This window comes from Streptomyces sp. BL1 (assembly GCF_057628045.1).
Map to the genome: position 1 here is coordinate 6,686,404 of NZ_JBXYWZ010000002.1, position 21,011 is coordinate 6,707,414.

Below are 21,011 nucleotides of genomic sequence, written 5' to 3' on the forward strand. Positions count from 1 at the left end.
CCGGGGGCGCGATCGCCTGTCCGGCCGGGCGGGCCCATCCTCCCCGGGCGCCGCGCGGCTCTGCCACACCTCGCGTCCATTCAGCGGATCGCCGGCAGCCGCGCGCCGGCTTCGGTTTTTCGCTTGTGCAGTGGTGTGAGCCGGGCACGCTGGGGCTCGGGGCCGGCGTCTATATCGGCCTGCCGGACAGCCCCATCTCGGACATGTGGCCCGTGCGGTGGGAAGTGCCGCCCCGGCCGTGCCCCGAACCGCCGTTGATCTCGCCGGCACGGCTGCGGCAGGCACTCGCTGCGGCCCGGCCCGTGCACCGTGCGGCATGAGCAGCGATGGTCTGGATTGGCTGGCTTCGTGCGCGATGAACCCGGCCGCTGCTCGGGCGGCGTGGCGACGCGGCGAGCTGTTCGGCATCACGTCCGGTCCCCGGTTGTGGGTGGCCAATTGCCTGGCAGGCTCGTTGAACCGGGGGAGTCGCCGTGCCGAGCCGCTCGCCGCCAGGTCCACGAAGAACTGGGGCTTGTGGTGACTGCCGGGCGGCTGCTGGCCGTGGGGTCGTACCGCGCACAGCCGCCCGCCGGCCGCGGCTCGCCTTCGCGGGCCCCGTCCGGGGCCGGGCATCCGTATCCAGCTTCAGGAGAGCGAACTGGCCGCCTGGCGCCGGGAGTTCCCGGTCCGCTCGTGCTGCACCAGCGGGCCGCCGCCCGCCTCGCCCCGTCCTCACGCACACCGACCGCCGCCACTACCTGGAAACCGAGAGGCTTAGCTGTGACTGAATTCCCCGCCGACCGCACCCTGCGCATCGGCACCCGCTCCAGCCCGATGGCGCTCGCCCAGACCGAGCTCGTCACCGCCCTGCTCCAGAAGCTCGGCCCTGGGCTGCAGGTGGAGGTCGTGGCCACCACGACCGAGGCCGACAAATGGCATGGTGACCTTGCCCAGTTGGGCGGCAAGGGACTATTCGTCAAGGCCATCGACCAGCAGCTGCAGCGCGGCGTGATCGACATGGCCATCCACTGTCTCAAGGACGTGCCCGGCGATCAGCCGATGCCGCAGGGTCTGGTCTTCGCCGCGATGCTGCCGCGCGACGACGTCCGCGACGTGATGGTCGTGCCCGACGGCTCGTCCGCGTGGTCGCTGACCGATCTGCCGTCGGGCGCGGCGGTGGCGACCACCTCGGTACGGCGCAAGGCGCAGATCCTCGCGGTACGCCCTGACTTGAACGTCATCCGGGTGCGCGGCGCCATCGGCACCCGTCTGGAGAAGCTGGACGGAAAGAAGGGCGACCTCGACGCCCACGCGATGATCGTGGCGCGGGCCGGGCTGGAGCGCATCGGCCTCACCGACAGGATCGTGTACGAGTTCTCCCCGCACGAGATCCTGCCCGCGGTCGGCTCCGGCGTGCTCGCGCTGGAGTGTCGCCGTGACGACGCCCCTGTGGCCGGGTTGCTGGAGCAGCTCAATCACGAACGCACCCAGACCGAGGCGACGGCGGAGCGGGTGATGCTGCACGGCCTGCGCGGCCACTGCAACAGCCCCATCGCCGGCTACTGCACCACCGAACCGGACGGCCAACTCTCCCTACGCGGCATGGTCTTCTCCCGCGACGGCTCCAAATTCGCCCACGCCCACATCTGGGGCGAGACCGACAACGACCCCGGCACCCTCGGCTCCCGCGTAAGCGCCGAACTCCTGCGCCAGGGTGCCCGCGACATCATCGACGGCATCCCGCACTGAACAACCAGACCCTCTGCCTTGTGGTCGGTCCTCTGAGATCGGGGGCCACGCTCGGACAATTCCGGGCAGGTGAAGTGCTGCCCGAGCCGCAGGCAGCTCAGCGGCCCCGATCTCTCGCCTCGAAGCAGCTCCACCGGCCTCAGCGCATCCCATGATCGATTTTCCGCAGGTCACCGCCATCACCTACCGTCCCCAGGCCAATCGACAGGGGAAGCCCGGACTGATCGGACGGAGACCGCATCGTGAACCCCAAGAAGACACGGCTGTCTTCGTGGCTGGCCGAATGGTGGGCCGCACAGCAGGTCAAGAACCACCATCGCCAGCAGACGCCCCGGGAAATCGTTGTCTCCTCCATCGGCGTTTCCTGCGGGGGGATGGCCATTCAGGCCTTCGGCATCCGGTGGGGCATGCAGTGGGACCGTCTAGCTCTGGCCATATGCGCCGGAGCCGCAGCGCAAGGCGCCGGGCAGTGGATCGCTTCCCAGATCGCACGATGCTTCTTCCCCCGCAGTAGCGATGACGGCTCCCCAGAGGGGGACGCGTAGCCGCGATGACCCTCCCAAGCCGGTTCCCTGGTATCTCGCCACAAGTTCGCCAGGAGAGAGGCAGCCCACGTGCCACAGTCGTGCCGGATGCATGCCAGGTGGGCCAGTCAGTCGCGGTCAACAGCGGCGAAATGAGCCAGTCCAGCGCCCCCTGCAGCAGGCGTTGTTGCTGAGCATCAAGTCCAGCGAAGCTGGATCGTCTGTGATTCCCAAGCTCAGGCTCTTCGTCGCCCTGTCGGTGATCACTGACCGTGGGCGGTTAGGCCCGTCCTGGCCCGGACGCGCGTCATGCGAACCGGCGGCCCGTACGCCCTAGTTGTCGCCGAGGGGTAGTGGAGTCCTGCGGGTCATCAACTTCACGTGGTCCGGGGTGAGTTCGTCCATCGTGGTGACGCCGAGGAGTTTCATGGTGCGTTCGGCCTCGGCGGTGAGGATTTCCACGGCGCGGTCTACGCCCGCCTCGCCGCCGGCCATCAGGCCGTAGAGGTAGGCGCGGCCGATGAGGGCGAAGTCGGCGCCGAGGGCGTGGGCTGCAATGATGTCGCCGCCGTTGAGGATGCCGGTGTCGAGCATGACCGTGCTGGTCTCGCCGATGGCGTCGACGACCTGGGGGAGGAGGTGCAACGGCACTGGCGCGCGGTCGAGTTGGCGGCCGCCGTGGTTGGAGACGATGACGCCGTCTGCGCCGTGGTCCACGGCCCGTTGGGCGTCGCGTACGGTCTGGATGCCCTTGACGAGCATCGGCCCGTCCCAGGCCTCGCGGATCCAGGCGAGGTCCTCGAAGGTGACGGTCGGGTCGTACAGCTTGCCGATCACGTCCTCCAGCGCGCCCTCGCCGCTCTTGTCGAACGCGAACGAAAGCGGTTCGGTGGTCAGGAAGTTGAACCACCACTCCCAGCGGTACGAGGCGTCGAGGAACGTCTTCAGCGTGAGCTGCGGCGGGATCGTCATGCCCAGCCGTACGTCGCGCAGCCGGTTGCCGCCGACCGGCACGTCCACGGTGACCAGCAGCGCCTCGTAGCCCGCCGCCTTCGCGTTCGCGACCAGTTCGAGGGAGCGTTCGCGGTCCTTCCACAGGTACAGCTGGAACCACTTGCGGGCCTGCGGAGAGGCCTCCGCGACGTCCTCGATCGACGTCGTGCCCATGGTCGACAGCGTGTACGGTACGCCCGCGCGCGCCGCGGACGAGACGACGGCACGCTCGCCCTCCGCGTGCATCATGCGGGTGAAGCCGGTCGGCGCCATGCCGAACGGCAGCGCCGAACGCTCCCCGAGTACGTTCACCGACATGTCGGCCTTCGCCACGTCCCGCAGGATGCCCGGCTGGAACTCCAGGTCGGCGAAGGCCTGTCGGGCCCGCCGGATGCCGATCTCCTCGTCGGCCGCACCGTCGACGTAGTGGAACGGCCCGGCCGGAGTGCGCCGTTGGGCGATGCGCCGCAGGTCCTGGATCGTGTGCGCCCCAGCGAGCCTGCGGCGCGTCGCGCCGGACTCCCGCCGCTTGAGCCGCAGCAGCGGTGCGAGGTCCCGGGGGCGCGGAACACGGCGTACGAGTTCGGTCATACGGGCTCTCCCTCATGGGCGCAGGGCGTTCAGCGAGCCGCCCGGCGGAACGGCTCCGCCTCATGTCTCTCACGCCCACGGCCCGTTGAGAAGATCGCGTTCCGCCCTTTTCGCCTGGTGGGAAGACCCGCGCCCCGACAGGGGCGCGGGGAACTGCGCGAACCCGTACGTGACCCGCACCCGCTCACTCGCCGTACGGGGCACACACAGCCGCGCCTACGGCGCTCTCGTGGAGCGCCAACGCGGACCGGAGGCCGGCGACTCGCACTGGGGGTGCGGAATGCCGCCGGCCTCCGGCGCGGGGACGGACAGGGAGGGGTCAGACGGCCCGTGCCCCGTCCAGCGCGCCGTGCGGGTTCAGCACGTACTTGCGGCTCGCGCCCTGGTCGAACTCCGCGTAGCCGCGCGGCGCGTCCTCCAGGCCGATCACCGTGGCGTTGACGGCCTTCGCGATGTGCACCTTCTCGTGCAGGATCGCCATCGACAGACCCCGGTGGTACTGCATGACCGGGCACTGTCCCGTGGTGAACGTGTGGCTCCGGGCCCAGCCGAGCCCCAGCCGCACCTTCAGCGTTCCCGCCCGTGCGTCCTTGTCGACACCGCCGGGGTCGTCGGTGACGTACAGCCCCGGAATGCCCAGTGCGCCGCCCGCACGGGTGATCCCCATCAGCGAGTTGAGGACGGTCGCCGGGGCTTCCGGAGCGTCCCGTCCGTGTGCCCGCGCCTCGAAGCCGACCGCGTCGACTGCCGCGTCCACCTCCGGTACGCCCAGGATCTCCGCGATCTGTTCGCCGGCCTCACCCTTGGTCAGGTCGATCGTCTCGCAGCCGAAACTCCGGGCCTGCGCGAGGCGTTCGGCGTTCAGATCCCCGACGATCACGACCGCCGCGCCCAGCAGCTGCGCGGAAGCGGCGGCGGCGAGCCCGACCGGGCCCGCGCCGGCGACGTACACCGTGGAGCCGACCTGGGTACCGGCCGTCACCGCGCCGTGGAAGCCGGTCGGGAAGATGTCGGAGAGCATCGTCAGGTCGAGCAGCTTCTCCCGTGCGGCTTCCCGGTCGGGGAAGCGGAGCAGATTGAAGTCCGCGTACGGCACCATGACGTACTCGGCCTGGCCGCCCACCCAGCCACCCATGTCGACATATCCGTAAGCCGCCCCGGGGCGGGCCGGATTGACGTTCAGACAGATGCCGGTACGCCGCTCCTTGCAGTTCCGGCAGCGGCCGCACGCGATGTTGAACGGCACCGAGACGATGTCGCCGTCCTCGACGAACTCCACGTCCGGGCCGCGTTCCACGACCTCACCGGTGATCTCGTGCCCGAGCACCAGGCCCTCCGGCGCGGTGGTCCGGCCGCGCACCATGTGCTGGTCACTGCCGCAGATGTTGGTGGCGAGCACCTTGAGGATCACTCCGTGCCGGCACGTGCGCCCCACGTTGTCCTGGGCGACACCCGGCCCGTCCTTCAGCTCGAGTGTCGGGTGGTCGATGGTCCTGACCTCCACGGCTCCCGGTTTGAGATACGCGACTGCCCTGTTGCCTGTCATGGCACGCCGTCCCTTCGGTCGGTCAGTGCGCGGGGGGTGGCTCGGCTCGTGCGCGAACTCCGGAGTCTGCTACCGAAACGTCTCAGCGACCAGCCCCTTCGCGTTCCCCTCTTCGGGGAGGGGTGCGCCCCTTGTGGTCGGCCGGGCGTTCCGCCTTCCGGGGTGGGCCCCGGTTCTTCGCGCGGAGCGCGGCTGGGGCTTGAAGCGGAGCCCCGGTTCTCTCTCCACCCACCTCGGGTGGGGTCCGGGGCTCAACCCCTTGCCGGGGCGCGTGTGTTGGGGGCGGGGTGCGTTCCCTGCGCGGGTGCGGTCCGGTGTGCCCACCCGTTCCGCCCCTTGGCGGACCGCGTGCCCACACCTCGGTGGGGTGCAGGGGGGCGCGGCCCCCGTTCTTTCGCGCGGAGCGCGGCTGGGGTCCGGGGCGGCAGCCCCGGAAGAAACGGGTAGGGGCGGGTCTGGGGCCAAGCCCTCATGGGGGCGCGTGCGTTGGGTGCGCGGGGGACGTTGACCTCGCGGGTGCGGTCCGGTGTGCCCACCCGTTCCGCCCTCTCGGGCGGACCAGCTGCCCACACCTCGCGCGGGAGCGCGGCCCGCGGCGGGGCCCGAACAGCCGTCGCTGCGAAGGTCATTGACGGCTGGGCAACGCCTCCTTACGTTCTTCGCAGCGCGCTTCGAAATCGATTTCTTCGACGTGGAGCCGGTCGCTGTTCCTGTCGTTGTCCTTGTCCGTACGGCCCGGGAGGCGCTGAAGCATGGCAGACGCGGCGGACGGTCACGGTGCGGTGGCCGGGGGCGGAGGGGTGTTGCTGCGGGTGCGGGGTGCCGCCAAGCGCTTCCCGGGGGTGCAGGCGCTCCAGGACATGCATCTCGACCTGCGGCACGGCGAAGTCCTCGCGCTCGTCGGGGAGAACGGTGCCGGCAAGTCGACGCTGATGAAGCTGCTGTCCGGCATCTACGCTCCGGACGAGGGCGAGTTCGTCCTCGACGGCAGCCCGGTCCGGATCCGCGGACCGCGGCACGCCCAGGAGCTGGGTATCAGCGTCATCCACCAGGAGTTCAACCTGATGCCCGACCTCACGGTCGCGCAGAACGTCTTCATCGGCCGCGAACCCCGCGGCCGCCTCCTGCTGCGCGACCGTGAACTGAACGAAAAGGCGCGGGAGTTGATCGACCGCCTGGGGCTGCCGCTCGACCCCCGTTGGCGGGTCGGCGAACTCACCGTCGCCCAGCAGCAGATGGTCGAGATCGCCAAGGCGCTGTCGTACGACGCGCGGATCCTCATCATGGACGAGCCCACCGCGGCGCTGAACGACGCAGAGGTGGAGGTGCTGCACGGGCTCATCCGCAGGTTCCGCGGCGAGGACACCGGCGTCATCTACATCTCGCACCGGATGGACGAGCTCAAGGCGCTCACCGACCGCATCACCGTCATCAGGGACGGGCGCTTTGTCGACACGCTGGAGACCGCCGCGACCTCGATGCAGGACGTCATCGCGCGCATGGTCGGACGCGAACTCGCCACCGGGGCCCGCCCGGAGGGCGTCCGCGAGGACCGCGAGACCGTCCTGTCGGTGACCGGTCTGACGACGAAGGCCCTGCTCCGCGACGTCAGCCTGGACCTGAAGAAGGGCGAGATACTGGGCCTCGCCGGACTGATGGGCGCGGGCCGTACGGAGCTCGCCCGCGCCCTCGTCGGCGCCGACCCCGTCACCGCCGGAACCGTCACCCTGCACGGCCGCCAGGTCTCCATCCGTACCCCGGCGGACGCGGCACGGCACCGCGTCGGCTATCTCTCCGAGGACCGGAAGAACCTGGGCCTGATGCTGGAGCGGGACGTCAACGCCAACATCGGCATCGGCTCGGTGGGGGAGCTGTTCCAGTCCCTCGGCTTCGTGAAGGACCGGGAGATGAGGGCGCGTTCGGAAGAGCAGGTGAAGTCGCTGCGGATCCGTACGCCGTCCGTGGACCAGCCGGTGAAGCATCTGTCCGGCGGCAACCAGCAGAAGGTCGTGCTCGCCCGCTGGCTGGTCAAGGACTGCGATGTCCTCATTGTCGACGAACCGACCCGCGGGATCGACGTGGGCGCCAAGGAGGAGATCTATCAGCTCCTCAACGACCTTGCCGCGCAGGGCAAGTCCATCATCATGATCTCCTCCGAGCTGCCCGAGGTGCTGCGCATGGCGCACCGGGTCGTGGTGATGAGCGAGGGCCGCGTCACCGGCCGGCTCACGGCGGCGGAGGCCACCCAGGAGCGGGTCATGCACCACGCGACCCTGCGCCCCGCCGACGGGCCCTGAACTCCCCACCACCCGGCGGCAGTACGGCCCCGGCGCCACCACCGCAGGTCCCACCAACACCGCAGGTCCCAGCCATCCGACGGCAGGAGAGAGATGACAGCCTCCACCACCGCTCCGCAGCGGCAGGAGCGGAACGACTCCGCGGGCACCGGGGTCCGCGGAACGGTGATGAACAGGTTCCAGCAGCTGCTGGCCTTCGCGAGCCTCATCGCCGTCTTCGTCTTCTTCTCGGCGGCCAGCCCGAACTTCCTCAACTACAGCAACATCACGTCGATTCTGTTCTCCACGGTCGTCATCGGCGCCCTCGCGCTCGGTGCCACCTTCGTCATCGTGTCGGGCGGCATCGACCTGTCCGTGGGCACCGGCATGGCCCTGTGCGCCGTCATGTCGGGTGTGCTGATCGTCGAATGGGGACTGCCCGTACCACTCGGTGTGCTGGGCACCCTGCTCTTCGGCGGGCTGGTCGGACTGGTCAACGGGGTGAACGTGACGGTGCTCAAACTGCCGCCGTTCATCGCGACGTTGGCCATGATGCTCGTCGCGCAGGGACTCGCCCTGGTGATCTCCGGCAGCGCCCCCATCTACTTCTCCGAGGACTCCGGCTACGCCGGCATATCGACGGGCAGCATCATCCCCGGCGCCGACTTCCCCAACGCGGTGCTGATCCTCGCCGCGGCCGCCGTACTCGCCGGCATCGTCCTCAACAGGACGGTGCTGGGCCGCTATACGTACTCCATCGGCAGCAACGAGGAGGCCACCGCGCTCTCCGGCGTCGACGTCCGCAAGTGGAAGATCGCCGTGTACGTGGTGTCCGGCCTGTTCATCGGCCTCGCCGGCGTGCTCATCTCCGCCCGGCTCGGTTCGGCCCAGCCCGCCACCGGCATGGGGTACGAACTCCAGGCCATCGCCGCGGTGGTGATCGGCGGTACGTCGCTGTCCGGGGGCAAGGGCTCCCTCGTCGGCACGGTCATCGGCGCCCTCATCATCTCCGTGCTCAACAACGGGCTGCAGATCACCTCGGTGCCGCAGGAGTGGCAGAACGTCATCCTCGGCTGCGTCATCGTCCTCGCCGTCTACGCGGACCAGGCCAGGAAACGCACACGCTGACACCGCGCCACCGCCGACAGCACCGCGCGACAAGACAGCACCGCGCGACCAGGCAGCCCAGGCGCGACAAGGGAGTGGGAAGCAGATGCAGTCAAGGCGATCCGCCGTCACGGGCGCGGCGGTCCTGGTCTCCGCGACGCTCGCGCTGAGCGGCTGCGGCGGCCAGGGGAACGGGGCCGACGGCAAGCCGTACGTGGCCATCGTCTCCAAGGGCTTCCAGCAGCAGTTCTGGCAGGCCGTCAAGGAGGGCGCGGAGAAGGAGGCGAAGAAGCGCGGCGCGACCATCAGCTTCCAGGGGCCCGCCACGGAGACCGAGGTCGAGGCGCAGGTGACCATGCTGGAGAACAGCGTGGGCCGGAAACCGGATGCCATCGGTCTCGCGGCGCTGGACTCACAGGCCGTCAGACCCATGCTGCGGAAGGCCGAACGCCGCGACACACCCGTCGTCGCCTTCGACTCCGGCGTGGAGAGCGACATCCCCGTCACCACGGCCGCCACCGACAACAAGGCGGCAGCCGCCGAGGCCGCCCGGCACATGGCGAAGGCCGTCGGCGGCAAGGGCAAGGTCGCCCTGGTCGTGCACAGCCAGACCAGCGGCTCGGGCATCGACAGACGCGACGGCTTCACGCAGTGGATGAGGAAACACGCGCCCGGAGTGCGGCTGCTGCCCGTCCAGTACGGCGGCGGCGACCAGACGAAGTCCGCCGACATCACGAAGGCCATCATCGCCGCCAACCCCGACGTCAAGGGCATCTACGGCGCCAACGAGGGCTCCGCGATGGGCGTCATCCAGGGCGTCAAGGAGAGCGGCCGCGAAGGCATCAAGACCGTCGGATTCGACTCCGGGCAGGGGCAGATCAACGCGATCGAGGACGGCAGCATGACCGGCGCGATCACCCAGAACCCCATCGCCATCGGGGAGCAGGTCGTGGCCGCCGCACTGAAGGCCAGGAAGGGCGAGAAGCTCCCGAAGGTCATCGACACCGGCTACTACTGGTACGACAAGCGCACCCTCCACGACCCCAAGATCCAAGAAGTGCTGTACCACTGACGGACCGTCGGACCGGCCTTGCGGGCACCTCCCGGCGGCTGGATGGCCGGAAACATGTCAAGATCCTTCCCATGGCGACACTGAGCGAGCTCCTCCCCGTCGAGGCCGTCCGGCTGGACGTGCCGTGCGCCGACTGGCGCGAGGCCGTGCGCACCGCGGGCGACCTGCTGGTCGCGACGGGCAGCAGCACGGACGAGTACACGGCCGAGATGCTCCGGAACGTCGAGGACAACGGGCCGTACATCGTCGTCGCGCCCGGTTTCGCGTTCGCCCACGCCCGCCCCTCACCCGCGGTGCTGCACTCCGGCATGTCCTGGGTGCGGCTGGTGGAACCGGTGGAGTTCGGCCACGAGTCGAACGACCCGGTGCACCTCGTCGTCGCCCTCGCCGCGCAGGACGCCGGCGACCACACGGCGGCGATGGCGGCCCTCGCCCGGCTGCTCGCCGACCCCGACACGGCGCAGTCGCTGGAGGACGCGCCGACGCCGGAGGCGCTGCACGCCGTACTGGAGGGCCGGCAGCAGGCGGAGGAGCGGAAGGACGCGAACAAGGCCGCCGCTTCCGCGGGCGCGAGCAAGGAGGGCGCCGGCACAGAGGGCGCGAGCAAGGCGTCCGCCTCCGCGAGCAAGGCGTCCGCGGGCAAGGCGTCCGGCGGGGGCGGCCACGGCATGCACAAGATCCTCACCGTGTGCGGCAACGGCGTCGGCACCAGCCTCTTCCTCAAGAACACCCTCGAACAGGTCCTGGACCGCTGGGGCTGGTCGAAGTACGTGACGGTGGAGGCCACCGACACGATCTCCGCGAAGGGCAAGGCCTCCGAGGCCGTCGCCATCCTCACCTCCCGCGAGATCGCCCGGACGCTCGGCGACGTGGGCGTGCCCGTGAAGGTCGTCGACGACTTCACGAGCACCGCCCAGACCGACGCCGTGCTGCGCGACACCTACGACGTCTGACGAAGGGAACCTCAAGTCACCATGGGCTGGCTCGCGTCGATCGCCGAGTTCCTCGTCAACGAGGTGCTCAGTCAACCCGCGTATCTGATCGGCCTCATCACGGCCGCCGGTCTGATCGCGCTGAAGAAGTCCGCCGGGCAGGTCATCGGCGGCGCCATCAAGGCATGTCTGGGACTGCTGCTGATCACCGCGGGCGCCGGACTGGTCGTCGCCGCCCTCGCCCCGCTGGGCGAGATGGTGCAGGGCGCGACCGGCGCACACGGAGTGATCCCCACCAACGAGGCGATCGTGGGCATCGCCCAGGAGAAGTACGGCGCCCGGGTCGCCTGGCTGATGATCGTGGGCTTCGCGATCAGCTTGGTGCTGGCCCGCTTCACGCCGCTCCGGTACGTGTTCCTGACCGGCCATCACATGCTGTTCATGTCCACCCTGCTGACGATCGTGCTGGCCATCGCGGGCCAGTCGTCGGTGATCGTGGTGATCGTCGGAGGTGTGCTGCTCGGCATCATGCTGGTGTCCATGCCGGCGTTCGCGCACCCCTGGACGAAACGCATCACCGGCAACAACACCGTCGCCATCGGGCACTTCGGCACCGCGGGATACATCCTGTCCGGCGCGGCGGGCCAGGTCGTCGGCAAACGCAGCCGCAGCACCGAGGACATGAAGCTGCCCGAGGGACTGCGCTTCCTGCGCGACTCGATGGTCGCCACCGCGCTGTCCATGGTGCTGATCTACTTCATCCTCGCCCTGATCTTCCTCGGGAAGGCGGGCAAGGCGGTGGCGTTCAAGGCGTTCGCGGTGGACGGCGGCACCCCGGCGACCGACATCGGCAACTACCTGATGACGTCCGTCATGCAGGGCCTGCAGTTCGGTATCGCCGTCGCCGTCATCCTGTTCGGTGTCCGCACGATCCTCGGCGAACTCGTCCCCGCCTTCCAGGGCATCGCCGCGAAGATCGTGCCCGGCGCCGTCCCCTCGCTGGACGCGCCGATCGTCTTCCCGTACGCGCAGAACGCCGTGCTGATCGGCTTCATCTCCAGCTTCATCGGCGGCCTGGTCAGCCTCGGACTGCTGTCCGCCGTGTTCGGCCCGCTCTTCGGGCTGGCGCTCGTGCTGCCCGGCCTCGTCCCGCACTTCTTCACCGGCGGCGCGGCCGGCGTATACGGGAACGCGACGGGCGGCCGGCGCGGCGCCGCCGTCGGCGCGTTCCTCAACGGTGTGCTGATCACCTTCCTGCCGGCGCTGCTGCTGAAGGTGCTGGGCGCCTTCGGCGAGGAGAACACCACCTTCGGCGACGCCGACTTCGGCTGGTTCGGCACGCTCATCGGCTATGCGGCGAAGGCCGGCGGCGCGGGCGGCGTCGTCCTGATGCTGATCACCGGCGCGGTGGTGCTGGCCGCGGCGATCCTCATGCAGAAGCGGGTCGTCGACACCGGCTGGGACCCCGGAGCGCGCCGCGACGCGCTGCTCCCGCGCGACGAGGACGAGGACGGGGCGGAGCCGGCCGCGGCCCCGGCCGGAACCGGCACCGCGTACGCGAAGATCAGCCCGCCCGCCGGCGCCCCGGCACCCCCGCCGCCGCCCGACACGAAGTAGCGCACAGGGCACCACGAAGCACCGGGCCGAGGGGAGACCTCCCCTCGGCCCAGTGCTGTCAGCCGCCCGCCGCGCCCCGCCCGTACTCGGCGCGCGGGCACGCCGGGCGTCGCCGAGCATGTCCCCCATGCGACTTCTCAGCCTGGCCGCCCGTCCGCTCACGGGCTCCGTCTTCATCATCAGCGGCTACGACGTACTGAAGAACCCCGAACCGGCCGCCGAGCTCGCCATCCCCACCCTGCGGCGGATCCAGGAGATGGTCCCGGGCCTCCCCGAGGACCCCGTGATCATCGTCCGCGCGAACGCCGCCGTGCAGCTCGCCGCCGGCTGCATGCTCGCCCTCGGCAAGGCCCCGCGGCTCTCCGCGCTCGCGCTGGCCGCGTCGCTCGTGCCCACCACGTACGCGGGCCACGCCTGGTGGCAGAACGAGGACCCCGCCGTCCGCGCGCAGCACAAGACGCAGTTCCTGAAGAACGCCGGAGTCCTCGGCGGGCTGGTCGGCGTGATGGGCGACGCGCACGGCCGTCCGAGCGTCGCCTGGCGCGTCGAGCACGCCCTGAACGACCGCTCCCGCAAGGGCTGCCCGCGCAAGCGGTGACGGGGCGCGACGGGCCCGGATGCCGTTCCGCGGGAGAGCTGCCACGTTGGAAAGACGTCGGACAAGAGTTCCGGCCCCGGTCTCTCCCCCGTTGAACGGCCGGGCGCAGTGCCTCCGTCGACGCCGGTCCGGCCCCACCCGCCGGCGACCTGGAAAGAGCCACGCTCATGGACACCGCTCGCACGAAAAAGCGCTCACGTCACCCCCACGACGACGCCCCCGACACGGCTGCCGCCATGCAGCGGCTCGCCACCCTGCCCGACGGCCCCGAGAAACGGGCCCTGCAGCAGGAGGTCGCGGCGGCCTGGCTGCCGATGGCACAGCGGCTGGCCCGTAAGTTCCGCAACCGCGGGGTGGCCGTCGAGGATCTGGAGCAGGTCGCCGCGCTGGGCCTGGTCAAGGCCGTCAGCCGTTTCGACCCGTCGCGCGGCTACGCCTTCGAGTCGTACGCCGTGCCCACCATCACCGGTGAACTCAAGCGGCACTTCCGCGACAACTCCTGGGATCTGCACGTGCCCCGCCGCGTACAGGAGCTGCGCATCAGGGTGCGGGCGGGGATCCGGGAGCTGAGCGACGGCATCGACGAGCGTTCGCCCACGGTGTCCGAACTGGCCGCGCAGACCGGCCTGGCCGAGGAGGACGTGCAGCTCGGCATGGAGGCGCTGCGCAGCTACAGCTCGCTGTCGCTGGAGGCCGAGATGGCCGGCGGTTCCGAGGGCGGGGAGGGCGGCGCCACGCTGCTGGACACCCTCGGCAGCGAAGAACCCGGCTACGAACAGGTGGTGGACCGCGAAGCGGTGAAGCCGTGCCTGTGCCATCTGCCGGAGCGGGAGCGGCGGATCCTCTATCTGCGGTTCTTCTGCGAGATGACGCAGTCCCGGATCGCCGACCAGCTGGGCATCTCCCAGATGCACGTGTCGCGTCTGATCAGCAAGTCCTGCCGGCGGATCCGCGAGGAGATCGAGGCCGCCGACAAGGGCACGCCCGTGCCGTACGCCGCACCCGACGACGAGCCGGCCGCCGCCTGACAGGTGTCGGCCGCCGGGAGCGGGGAACCGGTCCCGCGCACATGTCACCGCGCGCTCGCTGGGAGGCGGCGAAATGGGCGTCCGAACCTGGATCCGGGACTGGCCCGTCTACCGGCAGCTGACCGGTGACGATCCGCTGGGCCGCGGCGCCGCTGCCGCCTCGGGGAACTCCGGCGGGAGGCCGCGTACGGATTCGGCGGACCGGGTCGTGCAGTCGGTCTGTCCGTACTGCGCCGTCGGCTGCGGGCAGCAGGTGTACGTCAAGGACGACGAGGTCGTGCAGATCGAGGGGGACCCGGACTCTCCTGTCAGCCGCGGCAGGCTGTGCCCGAAGGGCGCGGCGACGCTGCAGCTCACCACGGGCGATGCGCGCCGTCACGAGGTGCTGTACCGGCGTCCGTACGGCAGGGACTGGGAGCGGCTCGACCTGGACACGGCGATGGACATGGTCGCCGACCGGGTGCTGAGCGCCCGGCGGGAGGGCTGGCAGGACGAGCTGGACGGGGTGCGGGTCAACCGCACGATGGGGCTCGCGGCGCTCGGGGTGCCGCCCTCGACAACGAGGAGAACTACCTCATCAAGAAGCTGTTCACGGCGCTGGGCATGGTGCAGATCGAGAACCAGGCCCGGGTGTGCCACAGTTCGACCGTCGCCGGGCTCGGCACGTCCTTCGGGCGCGGCGGCGCGACCACCTTTCTGCAGGATCTTCAGCACGCCGACTGCATCGTCATCGAGGGCTCCAACTTCGCCGAGGCCCATCCGGTCGGCTTCCAGTGGGTGATGGAGGCGAAGGCCCGCGGCGCCCAAGTGATCCATGTGGACCCGCGGTTCACCCGGACCAGCGCGCTCGCCGATCTGCACGTGCCCATCCGGGCCGGCACCGACATCGCCTTCCTCGGCGGCATCATCCACCACGTGCTGAGCACCGGCTCGGACTTCCGCGAGTACGTGCTGGACTACACGAACGCGTCGACGATCGTCAGCGAGGAGTTCCAGGACACCGAGGACCTCGACGGGGTGTTCTCCGGGCTCAACGAGGAGACCGGGCACTACGACGTCGAGTCCTGGCAGTACGAGGGCGGCCTGGTGCAGGCGGCGGCGGGGGAGCGCGACGAACTGTACGAGGAGCGCACCCGGCACGCGCCGCCCACCACCGGGCACGCCGAGTCGCACGGCTCGGGCGGGCCCGCCATCTCCGGGGAGCGGCGGCACGACCGGACGCTCCAACACCCGCGCTGCGTCTACCAGATCCTCAAGCGGCACTACGCGCGCTACACGCCCGAGATGGTCGAGGAGACCTGCGGCATCCCCCGGGACACGTTCCTGAAGGTGTGCCGCGCGCTCACCGCCAACTCCGGCCGGGAGCGCACCTCGGCGTTCGCGTACGCGGTGGGCTGGACCCAGCACACCGTGGGCGCGCAGTACATCCGTACCGCCTGCGTACTCCAGCTGCTGCTGGGCAACATCGGCCGGCCCGGCGGCGGCATCCAGGCGCTGCGCGGGCACGCCAGCATCCAGGGCTCCAGCGACATCCCGACGCTGTTCAACCTGCTGCCCGGCTACATCCCCATGCCGCACGCGCACAAGCACGAGGACCTCGACACCTTCGTGCAGGCCGTGCGGACGGACAAGGGCTACTGGGGCAACATGCGTTCCTACCTGGTCAGTCTGCTGAAGTCCTACTGGGGCGAGGCCGCCACCGAGGACAACGACTACTGCTTCGGCCATCTGCCGCGTCTGACCGGCTCGCACAGTACGTACGACACGGTCCTCTCGCAGCTGGACGGCGAGTGCAAGGGCTACTTCCTGCTCGGCGAGAACCCGGCCGTCGGCTCCGCCAACTCCCGTCTGCAGCGCCGGGGGATGGCGAACCTGGACTGGCTCGTGGTCCGCGACTTCTCGCTCATCGAGTCGGCGACCTGGTGGCGGGACGGGCCCGAGACCGACACGGGCGAGATGCGTACGGAGGACATCGGTACGGAGGTGTTCTTCTTCCCCGCGGCCTCGCACACCGAGAAGGCCGGCTCGTTCACGAACACCAACCGCATGCTGCAGTGGCACTGGCCGGCGAAGGAGCCGGACGGCGAGGCGCGCAGCGACCTGTGGTTCATGTACCACCTGGGCAGGCGCATCCGGGAGCGGCTGCACGGTTCAACTGACCCCAGGGACCGGCCAGTTCTGGATCTGACGTGGGACTACCCCGTGGAGGGGCCGCTGGAGGAGCCGGTCGCCGAGGCGGTGCTGGCGGAGATCAACGGGCGTGGCCCGGACGGCAGTCCGCTCACCCGCTACCAGCAGCTCAAGGACGACGGCTCCACACAGTGCGGCTGCTGGATCTACTGCGGCGTGTACGCGGACGGCGTCAACCAGGCGGCACGCAAGAAGCCGCACACCGAGCAGGACTGGATCGCCGCCGAATGGGCCTGGTCGTGGCCCGCCAACCGGCGCATCCTCTACAACCGCGCCTCCGCCGACCCGGACGGCGCGCCGTGGAGCGACCGCAAGTCCCTTGTGTGGTGGGACAGTTCGGCCGCGCGCTGGACCGGGCACGACATCCCCGACTTCATCGCGGACCGGCCGCCGTCCTACCGGCCCGGCCCCGACGCGACGGGACCCGAGGCGCTCGCGGGCACCGACCCGTTCATCATGCAGGCCGACGGCAAGGGCTGGCTGTACGCACCCGCCGGACTGGTCGACGGGCCGATGCCCACGCACTACGAGCCGCAGGACTCGCCCGTCCGCAACCCCCTCCACACGGGACAGCAACGCAGCCCCGTACGCCAGATGTTCGCCCGCGAGGGCAACCGCTACCACCCCGGCGCGCGGGATCCGGGCTCCGGCGTCTACCCGTACGTCGTCACCACCTACCGGCTCACCGAGCACTTCACGGCGGGCGGCATGACCCGCTGGTCGCCGTATCTGGCGGAACTGCAGCCGGAGTTCTTCTGCGAGGTCTCGCCCCGGCTGGCCGCCGAGCGCGGTCTGGAGCACACCGGCTGGGCCACCGTCGTCACCGCGCGCGGCGCCGTCGAGGCGCGCGTGCTGGTCACCGAACGGATGGCGCCGCTGCGGGTGGGCGGCGGATGGGTGCACCAGATCGGCCTGCCGTACCACTGGGGCGGAAACGGCTACGTACGCGGCGACTCGGCGAACGAGCTGACGTCCATCGCGCTCGACCCGAACGTGCACATCCAGGAAGTCAAGGCGCTGACCGCGGACATCGTGCCCGGACGCCGGCCGCGCGGCTCCGCGCTGACCGAACTGCTCGCCGCGTACCGGGAACGCGCGGGCATCACCGAAGACACCGGAACGGAGGTCCGCGGATGAGCTCCCTCGTCGGCCGCAATCTGCTCGCGGGACCCGAGGACGATCCGGCGGGCGACGCCGGGCACGGAACATCCGGCGAACACCCGGCGCGCGTCGGCTTCTTCACCGACACCTCGGTCTGCATCGGCTGCAAGGCCTGCGAAGTCGCCTGCAAGGAGTGGAACGCGATCCCGGAGGACGGCCTGGAGCTGACCGGGATGAGCTACGACAACAGCCAGGGGCTCGGTGCGTCGACTTGGCGGCACGTGGCCTTTATCGAGCAGAGTGCTTTTATTGAGCAGAGCGTCCCGGTGGATCACAGCGGTACGGATGTCCTCGCCCTCGCCTCGGAGGGGTCGGGGGACGGGGCGGCGGAGCCGGGGGAGATGCGCTGGCTGATGTCGTCCGACGTGTGCAAGCACTGCACGCACGCGGCCTGCCTGGACGTGTGCCCGACCGGGTCCCTCTTCCGTACGGAGTTCGGCACGGTCGTCGTCCAGGAGGACATCTGCAACGGCTGCGGCTACTGCGTGCCCGCCTGCCCGTACGGCGTCATCGAGCAACGCCCGCACGACGGGCGGGCGTTCAAGTGCACGATGTGCTACGACCGGCTCGGCCAGGGGCGGGAGCCGGCGTGCGCGAAGGCGTGCCCCACCGAGTCCATCCGCTTCGGCCCGCTGGACGAGCTGCGTGAGGAGGCCGAGGAGCGGGTCGGACAGCTGCGGCGGGCCGGCGTGGAGGGCGCGCGGCTGTACGGGCACGACCCGGACGACGGCGTCGGCGGTGACGGCGCGTTCTTCCTGCTGCTGGACGACCCCGAGGTGTACGGCCTGCCGCCCGACCCGGTCGTCACCACCCGCGATCTGCCGGCGATGTGGAAGCACGCGGGGGCGGCGGCGCTGACTCTGCTGGGCGGCATCGCCGCGGCCGTCGCGGCGAGCGGCACAGGGCGCCGGGGCGCGGGACGGGGACTGCCGTCCAGGGGGCTGCGGTGACGGGCCGGCACGGGACGCCGGACGTGCCGGGCATCCGGCCCGCGGCCGCCGGACCGGACCGCCCCGGCGCGAACGGCGGGCACGGGCCGGGGAAGCACCGCCGGGGCAAGCGGCGCTCCGGCCGCGGCAAGGGCGAGCAACTCGTCGTACCCGAGGCCGAGTTCACCTCGTACTACGGCAGGCCCGTGCTCAACGTGCCCGCCTGGCAGCCGCTGAACATCGCCGGGTACTTCTTCCTCGGCGGGCTCGCCGGAGCCGGGTCCGTGCTCGCCGCGGGGGCGCAGCTCACCGGGCGGCCCGCCATGGCGAGGGCGCTCAAGATCTCCTCCACCGCCGCCGTCGCCGGGTCCACGGCCGCGCTCATCCACGACCTGGGCAGGCCCTCGCGGTTCGCCAACATGCTGCGGGTGATCAAGCCGACCTCGCCGATGAGCGTCGGCTCGTGGCTGCTCGCCGCGTACGGTCCCGCGGCAGGCGCCGCCGCCCTCGCCGACCTCTCCGGTCGGCTGCCGCGTGCCGGCGCCGCCGCCACGGGAGGGGCCGCGCTGCTCGGCCCGGCGGTCGCCGCGTACACCGCGGTGCTGGCCGCCGACACCGCCGTACCGGCCTGGCACGACGGACACCGCGAACTGCCGTACGTGTTCACCGGGTCGGCGGCGCAGGCGGCCTCGGGGCTGGCGCTGCTCGCCTCCCCGCTTTCGGAGAACGCGCCGGCGCGCGGTGCGGCCCTGTTCGGGGCCGCGCTGGAGAACGCGACGGCACGCGCGATGGAACGGCGCCTCGGAGTGGTCGCCGAGGTGTACGAGGAGGGCAGGGCCGGGCGTCTCATGCGGGCAGCACGGTGGCTGTCGGCCGCGGGCGCCGGGGGCGCGGCCCTGTGCGGCGGGCGCAGCCGTACGGGTGCCGCCGTCAGCGGGGCCGCGCTGCTCGCCGCGTCGGCGTGCACCCGGCTGGGTGTGTTCCACGCGGGCATCGCCTCCGCCGAGGACCCGAAGTACACGGTGCTGCCGCAGCGCGAACGGCTCAACGCGCGGGAGGCGCAGGGGCGTTGACTGGCCGGGTGGCGCGGTTCCGGGCGGGTGTCCGTACGCGGGCGCCGGGTACCCGGCGCCCGCGCTGCGGTGCCGAGTGGCTGAGCGGCGGCAGCCGTCCAACCATGGGACGAGTCCCTACGACAGTGGAGGAAGAGACGATGCCCGCAGGAGCGAATGCCAAGCGTGAGCGGCAGTACGAGCACATCAAGGAGGGGCAGAAGAAGCGCGGCGCCTCCGAGGGGCGGGCCGAGGAGATCGCATCCCGCACGGTGAACAAGGAGCGGGCGCAGAAGGGGGAGGCCCGGCAGGCCGGCAAGACGTCCGTCCAGGACAAGCCCGCGCCGAAGCGCGGAGGCGAACGGTCCGGCAACAGGAAGGGCCCGCAGGGCCCCACCCGCGAGCAGCTCTACAACGAGGCGAAGCAGCGGGGCGTCGAGGGCCGCTCGAAGATGACCAAGCAGCAACTGGCCCGCGCCGTCGGCAAGTGACGGCAGCCCGGCGCGGGAGCCGGCGTGGAAGCCGGCGCAGAGACCGGAGCGGCCGGCGGAGACCCGAGGGGGCTCCGCCGGCCGTCGTGCGTCCCGGGCCGCCACTCGCCGGCGGCGGCCACCGGCCGGAGATGTGCGACCGTTTACTCGGGTTCACCGCGTGATGTCCGGGCCTGCCGCCCTGCCTGGGCCTGCATTTCCGGCTGGGGGTACGGGGGTCATCCCCCGGGAGAACGCAGTAACCTGCGAGTTTCTCGCCCCTGTCCGAACCGTTCGCCCTTGTGGAAGGAACCGGCCGTGTCCACCCCCGCCACAGGGCCGCAGTCCGTCGACCGCGCCCTGGACGCCCTCGACGCCGTGGCCCACTCGCCGCGCCCGGTCACCGCCAAGGCGCTCGCCCGGCAGCTGGGCTGCGCCCTGTCGACCGCGTACAGCGTGCTCGGCGCGCTGACCGAGCGCGGGCATCTCGCCCGGACCGACGGCGGCTACATCCTCGGGCCGCGCGTGCCGGCGCTGCACCGCGCCTACCAGCGGCACATGTCCGTGGGCCAGGACGTACGGGAACTGCTCGCGCGGGTGCGGCACACGACGGGCGCCGAGGCGTACTTCAGCACCTACAGCGGCGGCGAGGTCGCCGTACTCGACAGCACCGCGCCGGCCGTGGAGGGCAGCGACCCGTTCGCGGTGGGCCGGGACCTGCGCGCGCACGCGACCGCGCACGGGAAGGTGCTGCTCGCCTCGCTGCCGGGTGCCGCGCGGCGCCGCTACCTCGACGCGCACGGGCTGCCGCGGATGACCGAACGCACCATCACGGACGCGGCGCGCTTCGAGCGCGAGGCGGTACGGGTGCGGCGGGACGGAGTGGCCGTCTCCGTCGGCGAGTTCGACCTCGCGCTGACCTGCGTGGCCGTGCCGCTGTCCGGGGACGGCGAGGGGGAGAGCGCGCGGGCGCTGTCCGTCTCCGTCCCCACCGGCGAGTTCCACGCGCGCGGCCCGCAGCTGGTCGCGGCCCTGTCGGAGGCCGCGGCGCGGCACGCGTGACGGCGCGCTCCGGGTGCCGCCGCACGGATTTTCCGGCAGCGCCGGAATCCGCCGCGCCGCATGCGCCGGATGCCGCGCGCGGAGGCCACCATGGCTGACGTCCACCACGAACAGCCAGGCCGACAAGGAGCC

The 21,011-nt window shown here is 71.1% G+C and carries 15 protein-coding genes and 2 pseudogenes; 15 read left to right on the top strand and 2 right to left on the bottom strand.

Annotated features, from left to right (window positions below; genetic code table 11):
* Positions 1 to 381: 381 nt before the first annotated feature.
* The 3 genes and pseudogenes from AC3AGO_RS29260 to AC3AGO_RS29270 all read left to right on the top strand — a co-directional run.
* Positions 382 to 573 (top strand): annotated as a pseudogene (locus tag AC3AGO_RS29260) (NUDIX domain-containing protein); the annotation flags it as partial.
* Between the two features lie 189 nt (positions 574 to 762).
* The gene (gene hemC, locus AC3AGO_RS29265) at positions 763 to 1,731 is read left to right on the top strand and encodes a hydroxymethylbilane synthase (protein ID WP_487824861.1); all 969 of its coding nucleotides are present in this window, start codon (positions 763 to 765) and stop codon (positions 1,729 to 1,731) included.
* 242 nt (positions 1,732 to 1,973) lie between these two features.
* Complete coding sequence (locus AC3AGO_RS29270; protein ID WP_487823255.1) at positions 1,974 to 2,276, top strand: hypothetical protein; 303 nt, start codon at positions 1,974 to 1,976, stop codon at positions 2,274 to 2,276.
* Positions 2,277 to 2,588: 312 nt separating this feature from the next.
* On the opposite strand, the gene AC3AGO_RS29275 is transcribed toward AC3AGO_RS29270, so the two are convergent.
* Positions 2,589 to 3,839 (bottom strand): alpha-hydroxy acid oxidase, encoded by a 1,251-nt coding sequence (locus AC3AGO_RS29275; protein WP_487823256.1) that lies wholly within the window; start codon positions 3,837 to 3,839, stop codon positions 2,589 to 2,591.
* Between the two features lie 319 nt (positions 3,840 to 4,158).
* Complete coding sequence (gene fdhA / locus AC3AGO_RS29280; RefSeq protein ID WP_487823257.1) at positions 4,159 to 5,385, bottom strand: formaldehyde dehydrogenase, glutathione-independent; 1,227 nt, start codon at positions 5,383 to 5,385, stop codon at positions 4,159 to 4,161.
* A gap of 752 nt (positions 5,386 to 6,137) precedes the next feature.
* Between fdhA and AC3AGO_RS29285 the strand changes: the two genes are divergently transcribed.
* The 12 genes and pseudogenes from AC3AGO_RS29285 to AC3AGO_RS29340 all read left to right on the top strand — a co-directional run bounded on the left by AC3AGO_RS29285 (position 6,138) and on the right by AC3AGO_RS29340 (position 20,879).
* Positions 6,138 to 7,682, top strand: coding sequence for a sugar ABC transporter ATP-binding protein (locus AC3AGO_RS29285; RefSeq protein WP_487823258.1), 1,545 nt, complete (start codon positions 6,138 to 6,140; stop codon positions 7,680 to 7,682).
* 93 nt (positions 7,683 to 7,775) lie between these two features.
* Positions 7,776 to 8,789 (top strand): ABC transporter permease, encoded by a 1,014-nt coding sequence (locus AC3AGO_RS29290; RefSeq protein WP_487823259.1) that lies wholly within the window; start codon positions 7,776 to 7,778, stop codon positions 8,787 to 8,789.
* Between the two features lie 85 nt (positions 8,790 to 8,874).
* On the top strand, positions 8,875 to 9,840 hold the full coding sequence (locus AC3AGO_RS29295; RefSeq protein ID WP_487823260.1) for a substrate-binding domain-containing protein: 966 nt from the start codon (positions 8,875 to 8,877) through the stop codon (positions 9,838 to 9,840).
* 71 nt (positions 9,841 to 9,911) lie between these two features.
* Entirely contained in the window at positions 9,912 to 10,793 is an 882-nt protein-coding gene (locus AC3AGO_RS29300) for a PTS sugar transporter subunit IIAB (RefSeq protein WP_487823261.1), read from the top strand.
* Positions 10,794 to 10,814: 21 nt separating this feature from the next.
* A complete protein-coding gene (gene ulaA / locus AC3AGO_RS29305; RefSeq protein WP_487823262.1) occupies positions 10,815 to 12,389 on the top strand; it encodes a PTS ascorbate transporter subunit IIC in 1,575 nt (524 codons plus the stop codon).
* A 127-nt stretch (positions 12,390 to 12,516) separates the two neighbouring features.
* Positions 12,517 to 12,987: a DoxX family protein gene (locus AC3AGO_RS29310; RefSeq protein ID WP_487823263.1), complete on the top strand. Its 471-nt coding sequence runs from the start codon at positions 12,517 to 12,519 to the stop codon at positions 12,985 to 12,987.
* A 167-nt stretch (positions 12,988 to 13,154) separates the two neighbouring features.
* Complete coding sequence (locus AC3AGO_RS29315) at positions 13,155 to 14,015, top strand: SigB/SigF/SigG family RNA polymerase sigma factor (RefSeq protein ID WP_487823264.1); 861 nt, start codon at positions 13,155 to 13,157, stop codon at positions 14,013 to 14,015.
* Between the two features lie 73 nt (positions 14,016 to 14,088).
* Positions 14,089 to 17,342, top strand: a pseudogene (gene fdh / locus AC3AGO_RS29320) (formate dehydrogenase).
* On the top strand, positions 17,339 to 18,316 hold the full coding sequence (locus AC3AGO_RS29325; RefSeq protein ID WP_487823265.1) for a 4Fe-4S dicluster domain-containing protein: 978 nt from the start codon (positions 17,339 to 17,341) through the stop codon (positions 18,314 to 18,316). Before fdh ends, AC3AGO_RS29325 begins: the two are co-directional and overlap by 4 nt.
* Positions 18,313 to 19,368, top strand: a complete 1,056-nt coding sequence (gene nrfD, locus AC3AGO_RS29330) for an NrfD/PsrC family molybdoenzyme membrane anchor subunit (protein ID WP_487823266.1) — start codon at positions 18,313 to 18,315, stop codon at positions 19,366 to 19,368. The genes AC3AGO_RS29325 and nrfD overlap by 4 nt, the downstream gene beginning before the upstream one ends.
* Before the next feature lie 140 nt (positions 19,369 to 19,508).
* Positions 19,509 to 19,838: a plasmid stabilization protein gene (locus AC3AGO_RS29335; RefSeq protein WP_487823267.1), complete on the top strand. Its 330-nt coding sequence runs from the start codon at positions 19,509 to 19,511 to the stop codon at positions 19,836 to 19,838.
* A gap of 297 nt (positions 19,839 to 20,135) precedes the next feature.
* Positions 20,136 to 20,879: an IclR family transcriptional regulator gene (locus AC3AGO_RS29340; protein WP_487823268.1), complete on the top strand. Its 744-nt coding sequence runs from the start codon at positions 20,136 to 20,138 to the stop codon at positions 20,877 to 20,879.
* Positions 20,880 to 21,011 lie beyond the last annotated feature (132 nt).

What these genes read in the sequence shown, in the direction of transcription:
- AC3AGO_RS29275 (WP_487823256.1), bottom strand. Translation starts at nt 3,839, where the DNA reads ATGACCGAACTCGTACGCCGTGTTCCGCGCCCCCGGGACCTCGCACCG.
- fdhA (WP_487823257.1), bottom strand. Translation starts at nt 5,385, where the DNA reads ATGACAGGCAACAGGGCAGTCGCGTATCTCAAACCGGGAGCCGTGGAG.
- AC3AGO_RS29285 (WP_487823258.1), top strand. Translation starts at nt 6,138, where the DNA reads ATGGCAGACGCGGCGGACGGTCACGGTGCGGTGGCCGGGGGCGGAGGG.
- AC3AGO_RS29290 (WP_487823259.1), top strand. Translation starts at nt 7,776, where the DNA reads ATGACAGCCTCCACCACCGCTCCGCAGCGGCAGGAGCGGAACGACTCC.
- AC3AGO_RS29295 (WP_487823260.1), top strand. Translation starts at nt 8,875, where the DNA reads ATGCAGTCAAGGCGATCCGCCGTCACGGGCGCGGCGGTCCTGGTCTCC.
- AC3AGO_RS29300 (WP_487823261.1), top strand. Translation starts at nt 9,912, where the DNA reads ATGGCGACACTGAGCGAGCTCCTCCCCGTCGAGGCCGTCCGGCTGGAC.
- ulaA (WP_487823262.1), top strand. Translation starts at nt 10,815, where the DNA reads ATGGGCTGGCTCGCGTCGATCGCCGAGTTCCTCGTCAACGAGGTGCTC.
- AC3AGO_RS29310 (WP_487823263.1), top strand. Translation starts at nt 12,517, where the DNA reads ATGCGACTTCTCAGCCTGGCCGCCCGTCCGCTCACGGGCTCCGTCTTC.
- AC3AGO_RS29315 (WP_487823264.1), top strand. Translation starts at nt 13,155, where the DNA reads ATGGACACCGCTCGCACGAAAAAGCGCTCACGTCACCCCCACGACGAC.
- AC3AGO_RS29325 (WP_487823265.1), top strand. Translation starts at nt 17,339, where the DNA reads ATGAGCTCCCTCGTCGGCCGCAATCTGCTCGCGGGACCCGAGGACGAT.
- AC3AGO_RS29335 (WP_487823267.1), top strand. Translation starts at nt 19,509, where the DNA reads ATGCCCGCAGGAGCGAATGCCAAGCGTGAGCGGCAGTACGAGCACATC.